The 6,000-nt window shown below is 60.9% G+C and carries 6 protein-coding genes; all 6 read left to right on the forward strand.

Translation table 11 applies throughout. From position 1 onward, the window contains the following. Positions 1–450: 450 nt before the first annotated feature. Positions 451–1,269, forward strand: a complete 819-nt coding sequence (locus A8V01_RS16510; RefSeq protein ID WP_103096979.1) for an alpha/beta fold hydrolase — start codon at positions 451–453, stop codon at positions 1,267–1,269. A 262-nt stretch (positions 1,270–1,531) separates the two neighbouring features. Next, positions 1,532–2,290 (forward strand): hypothetical protein, encoded by a 759-nt coding sequence (locus A8V01_RS16515; RefSeq protein ID WP_103096981.1) that lies wholly within the window; start codon positions 1,532–1,534, stop codon positions 2,288–2,290. A 40-nt stretch (positions 2,291–2,330) separates the two neighbouring features. After that, positions 2,331–3,719 (forward strand): NAD-dependent succinate-semialdehyde dehydrogenase, encoded by a 1,389-nt coding sequence (locus A8V01_RS16520; protein ID WP_103097001.1) that lies wholly within the window; start codon positions 2,331–2,333, stop codon positions 3,717–3,719. An 8-nt stretch (positions 3,720–3,727) separates the two neighbouring features. Further along, positions 3,728–4,822: an alkene reductase gene (locus tag A8V01_RS16525; protein WP_103096983.1), complete on the forward strand. Its 1,095-nt coding sequence runs from the start codon at positions 3,728–3,730 to the stop codon at positions 4,820–4,822. A gap of 97 nt (positions 4,823–4,919) precedes the next feature. After that, a complete protein-coding gene (locus tag A8V01_RS16530) occupies positions 4,920–5,213 on the forward strand; it encodes a plasmid stabilization protein (protein ID WP_103096986.1) in 294 nt (97 codons plus the stop codon). A gap of 32 nt (positions 5,214–5,245) precedes the next feature. After that, the gene (locus tag A8V01_RS16535) at positions 5,246–5,812 is read left to right on the forward strand and encodes a flavin reductase family protein (RefSeq protein WP_211295035.1); all 567 of its coding nucleotides are present in this window, start codon (positions 5,246–5,248) and stop codon (positions 5,810–5,812) included. Positions 5,813–6,000 lie beyond the last annotated feature (188 nt).

Below are 6,000 nucleotides of genomic sequence, written 5' to 3' on the forward strand. Positions count from 1 at the left end.
CTGTACGCCGGCTTCTCTCAGAGCGCGGTCATCCGCTGGTCCTTTGTGCGCCTGAGCGGGGTTTGCCCCCATTCCCCCGCTTGCTTGAAGATCCGGGCCGGGGTCACGGCGCTCGGCCTCCAGCGAGCGTATGCCTTCGGCTGTCTCGTCCGGGGCTTGGGACGGGTCGACCCGCTTGTTGCGGGGGTCATGCTGCGTGACTTTCATGACTGTCTCCAGGTTATTTGATCCTGAAAAGCCCGATACGCACGTTGCGTTTCCAGTCCCTTGCAGATTGCCGCTGGTTCGTGGCTTCCTCGCGATAGCGCGCCGGGAACCAGCGGAGGGTTCTGGCCAGAAGGGGCACGGCATTTCTGCACTGCCTGCGGCCGCGAAAGCGACGAGCGGAGTGAACCATCGTAGGCCGTCAAGGTTAAGTCAGCAGGCGATCTACGCCAAGGAGCGTTCTGAATGGCTTTCATCGAAGCAAAAGACGGCACCAGTCTTCACGTCAAGGACATGGGTCAAGGCAAGCCGGTGGTCCTCATTCATGGCTGGCCTTTGACGGGCGACATGTTCGAGTACCAGACCCTGGCCCTTCTCGAAGCAGGGTATCGGGTTATCACTTATGACCGGCGCGGGTTCGGGCAGTCCGGGCATGGTGCTTCCGGCTACGACTACAACACCTTCGCCGACGATCTTGCAGCGGTTCTGGACGAACTCACCCTCGACAATGCCACCTTGGTCGGTTTCTCGATGGGCGGCGGCGAGATCGCGCGGTATCTGTCGCGTCATGGCACCGGCCGGATCGCGAAAGTGGCTCTGGTGAGCAGCGTGGTGCCTTATCTGCTCAAGGGCGCCGACAATCCCGACGGTGTCGACGAGAGCGTCTTCGACACCATGAAGGCGCAGATCAGGGAAGACCGGTTCGCGTTCTTGCAGGACTTTGCAACGCAGTTCTACGGGGTCGGCTTCATCTCGAGCCCTGTCAGCCAGGGTATCCTCGACTGGAGCTTCCTGTTGGGCGCGATGGCGAGCCCGAAGGCTACCGTTGATTGCATCGATGCGTTCGGGAAGACCGATTTTCGCCCTGACCTTGCCTCCTTCACCGTCCCCACCCTCATCATCCACGGGACAGCTGACAAAACGGTCCCTATCGATCCTTCCGGGAAGGCTGCGGCGGCGGGCATACCGAGCGCCGAGTTCATCGAATACGATGGCGAGCCGCATGGCCTGTTCGCGACGGCACCTACGAGGCTGAACGAGGATCTTATCCGTTTCATCGGCTGATAGCGAGGGCCGGGTTTCGACTGCGAGATCCGGCTCAACGCGGGGAAAAAAATCCAGATCGGCCAGCAGCGCGAGGTTTCGGTCCGCCATTTAGCCCCAACACCATTGGGGTTATGAACGGTCGGCGCTATAGTTCGTTCGGACGGTCCCACCCCTGCAAGGCTTCGTCCCTCCGCCTGCTGGTCATCGGAACGAAGATCGATGCAGACGCTTGAACTGCCATGCCCCAACTCATCCTCGAGCAGCAAAGAGCAGCCCAGGCATGAAACACCTTGCCGAGAGCTTCTGGAATTTCCGCGGCTCCTTCAAGGTCGCGAAGGTTTTCGACGTTGGGACGCACATGTCCCTCGTTCGCAAGGCCGACGGTCAGTTCACCTTGATCGACAGCTATGCGGTGTCGGGTGATGAGCGCGAAGCGCTGATGAGCCTCACGAACAACGGTCTGGCCATAGACACCATCATCAATGTGCACCCTTTTCATACTCTGCATTGCACCGCTGCCCATGAAATCGCTCCGCACGCACGCCTCTATGGCACGCAGCGACACCGGGAACAGGCGCCCGAGCTGCCCTGGGAGCGGGACGTCATGGAAGACCCGGCAACCCAGGAACGGTTCGACGATCTGGATTTTTCCGTGCCGGCGGGCCTCGATCTGGTGACGGCTGACGACAGCGTGCATGCCTCCTCGGTTCTCGTGCGTCACCGCCCCAGCGGTATTGTCCATGTCGACGATACCTTGATGGTCCTCGCCGCCCCCGGCATGCTGGGTCACATCCTGCCGCAGTCGCGCCTACGCTTTCATCCGATGCTCGCCAAGGCGCTGCAGCAGCGCTCAAGAGCTGCCGACGATTTCGCGGCATGGGCCCAGGCCTTGGCGCGCGAATGGGCTTCGACACGCATCGTCTGCGCGGCGCATTCGGCGGTGCGACAACTTGAACCTGGCGGATGGCATGCGGAGCTGACCCATGCGCTTTCAGCCATCCGCAAGACACTCGACCATCACCGTGCGCAGCACGGCTGATGTGGGCACTTATCCTTCCCTTGCCGAAAGAATCCAAACTATGAGCGACAAGCAAATCCGCACGATCAATCCGCTGACCGAGGACGTCATTGCGACGTATTCCCTCATGTCGGACGAGGAAGCTGCGGCGACCGTCTCGGCGTGCCACAAGGCGTTTCTCAAATGGCGTCTGCGCAGTCTCGAAGACCGGGCCGGCGTGATTGCCGCCATCGGCCAAGAACTGCGCGATTCCAAGGAGGAATTCGCCGCGCTGATGACCCGCGAGGTCGGCAAGCTGATCGGTGACAGCCGCAGCGAAGTCGATCTCGTCGCTGCGATCTGCGACTATACCGCCAAGCAGGGGCCCACGGTCCTCGCTGACGAGGAGCGATCCGCCGACGGCGCGACAGCTTATGTCGCTCATGCCCCTGTCGGCGTCGTCTACGGCATCCAGCCCTGGAATTTTCCCGCCTATCAGGCGGTACGCTATTCGATCGCCAGTCTTATGGCGGGTAACGGGGTGCTGCTAAAGCATGCCGAAAGCTGCACTGGCAGCGGCCTGTTCCTGCGCGATCTCTATGAGCGTGCGGGTCTGCCCAAGGGCCTATTTGGTGTGCTGCTGATCTCTCACGAGCAGTCGGACACGGTGATCGAAAACGATCTCGTGCGCGCGGTCACGCTGACTGGCAGCGACAAAGCTGGACGGGCGGTCGCCGCCAAGGCCGGTGCACTCGTCAAGAAGACCGTATTGGAGCTGGGATCGAATGACGCCTACCTCGTCCTCGACGATGCAGACATCGATCTCGCGGTTGAGACATGTGTCGCGGGCCGGATCTACAATAACGGGCAGACCTGTGTGAACGCCAAGCGTTTCATTGTCACTGACAGGAACCATGACGCATTCGTCGACGCCTATGTCGAGAAATTCCGCGCCATTGCCATGGGCGACCCGGCAGACGGGAAGACCGCGCTGGGCCCCCTCGTCAGCAAGGCCCAGCGCGACAAGTTGCACGAGCAGGTCGAGGAAAGTGTTGCCCGGGGTGCGCGCGTGCTCGTGGGCGGTCAGATTCCCGATCGAACGGGATGGTTCTATCCCGCCACCGTCCTAGTCGATGTTGCGCCCGGGCAACCTGCCTACGACGACGAACTGTTCGGGCCTGCCGCTTCGATCATTCGGGCGAGGGACGACGAGGATGCAATGCGGATCGCCAATGACAGCCGCTATGGCCTTGGCGGGGGTATCTTCAGCCGCAATGTCGAGCGTGCCCGGGAACTGGCTGCAAAGCACTTCGACACCGGCATGATCTTCATCAACACCTTCGACGTGGCTTCTCCCGATCTCCCGTTCGGCGGGGTCAAGACATCAGGCTACGGCCGTGAGCACGGTCCTGAAGGGCTCAAGGAATTCGTCAACGTCAAGTCCATCAAGATCGGCACCAGCGCAAAGTGAGGGGCATCATGACCAGACATTCCAATCTGTTCGAACCTTTGCGGCTCGGCGCGTTCGAGTTGCCCAACCGCGTCCTCATGGCCCCGCTGACGCGCAGCCGGGCCCATGCGGACGGGACGCCCGGGGAGCTTGCCGTCACCTATTATCGCCAGCGTGCGTCGGCGGGTCTCATCATTTCAGAGGCCACCCAGATTTCGCCGATGGGTAAGGGGTACATAGACACGCCCGGCATTCACAGCGAAGCCCATGTCGAAGGGTGGAAGCCTATCATCGAAGCAGTTCATGCTGCTGGGGGACGAATCTTCTGCCAGCTTTGGCACGTTGGAAGGATCAGCCATACGTCCCTGCTGCCGGGTGGGGCGCAACCGGTTTCCGCCAGCGCAGTCCGCGGCAAGGCCCAGACCTTCACGGCCGATGGCCTCACCGACACCTCCGAGCCGGTCGCGCTCGATGGCGACGGGATCGCAGCCACCCTCGATGATTACGAGACTGCGGCGCGCTATGCCAAAGCGGCCGGGTTCGATGGCGCTGAAGTGCACTCGGCCAATGGCTACCTGCTCGACCAGTTCCTGCAGGATGGAACAAACCAGCGCGAAGATGACTATGGCGGCTCGGTCGAGAACCGCCAGCGTCTCCTGCGCGAGGTGATGGAGCGCGTCCTTTCCGTGTTCCCTGCCGATCGCGTCGGAGTGCGCCTTTCACCGCTTGGACAGGCGAACGACATGAGCGACAGCGACCCTGAAGCCACCTTCTCTTCGGCGTATCATATGCTGGCCGGGCACGGGCTGGCATATCTGCATGCGATCGAGCAATTTACCGGGCAGGATACCGACGAGGATCAGCGCGCGCTGCTGAAGCGACTGCGAGCCCTTTTTGACGGGGTCTATATCGGCAATGGCGATTACGATGCCGACCGGGCCAGCGCGGCGATCGCCGCAAAAGAGGCTGATGCCATAAGTTTCGGACGGCCATTTCTCGCCAACCCGGACCTGCCCGAGCGTTTGCGCGTGGGTGCGGAACTCAATGCTCCCGATAAGGATACGTTCTACGGCGGCGGCGCGGAGGGGTACATCGACTACCCGGCTCTGCCTCAAATCCATTGATAGACTGCTGATTTTGCAGAGTGTGAGCGGCGTTGGACTGTTCATTCGGACCAGTTCTCGGCAGTCGCAGTCCGTCACCAGATAAGGGAGGATAAATATGCCTCAAGGAGACAAGAGTAGCTACACTGACAAGCAGAAGCGCCGGGCCGAGCATATCGAGGAAAGCTATGAGAAGCGCGGCACTCCCAAGAAAGAAGCTGAAAGCAGGGCTTGGGCGACCGTCAACAAGGAAAGCGGTGGCGGCAAGAAGTCCGGCTCGGGCCGAGGCAAGCCGGAAAACCGCAGCGCATCTTCCCGCGGCGGCAAGGCGCACAAGTCAGGCTCTTCGGAGCACCGATCGGCAGCGGCCCGCAAGGGCTGGGAGACCCGGCGCCGCAACGGCAACGCGTGACTGTTCGCCATGAAAGATGGCATCGGTGACCTATGATGGTTGAGAAACAGGATCTGCCCGTACACCGGGCACGCGCCTTTCTCGAACCCGGCCCGATCTTGCTGGTGACATCTTGTCATGACGGCGAGCGTAATGTGATGACCATGGGTTGGCACATGGTGCTGGAATTTACGCCTTCCCTTGTCGGCTGCATGATCTCCGTTGGCAATCATAGTTTCGAGCTGATACGCCAAAGCGCAGAATGTGTGCTGAACCTGCCGACCCTCGACATGCTCGACGCTGTCGTCGCGATCGGCAATTGTTCGGGCCGGGACAAAGACAAGTTCGCTGGGTTTAACCTTGATGTGCAGGCCGCCGACCACATCAGAGCTCCGTTGCTCACCGCGTGTCACGCGAACTTCGAGCGCCGACTGCCGGACGACCGGATGGTCAAGGACTACAATCTCTTCATATTCGAAATCGTAAAGGCGCACGTCGCTCCTCAGCCCAAGCACCCCAGAACGCTGCATTACACCGGGGACGGGGTGTTCGTTGTCGCGGGAAAAACAGTGAGCCGGCGCAGTGATTTTCGTCTAGGACTGCTTGGCAACGGCCGCTAAGAGCCCCAGCCTTGTTTCCGGAAAGATTTAGGCGTGCGCACTTCCATTGGTGTAAGCGCCGGTTGTACCTTTCAATTACCCACAAGTGCGCCCGGCGAGATCAATTCCAAGTTTCATGTCCATAAGGCGGGACCAGCCACGCCATATGACGGTATTGCCGGGAGGCGGGTCGCGCTGGCGAGCGAGAT

Source organism: Novosphingobium guangzhouense, from assembly GCF_002896965.1.
GTDB lineage: Bacteria > Pseudomonadota > Alphaproteobacteria > Sphingomonadales > Sphingomonadaceae > Novosphingobium > Novosphingobium guangzhouense.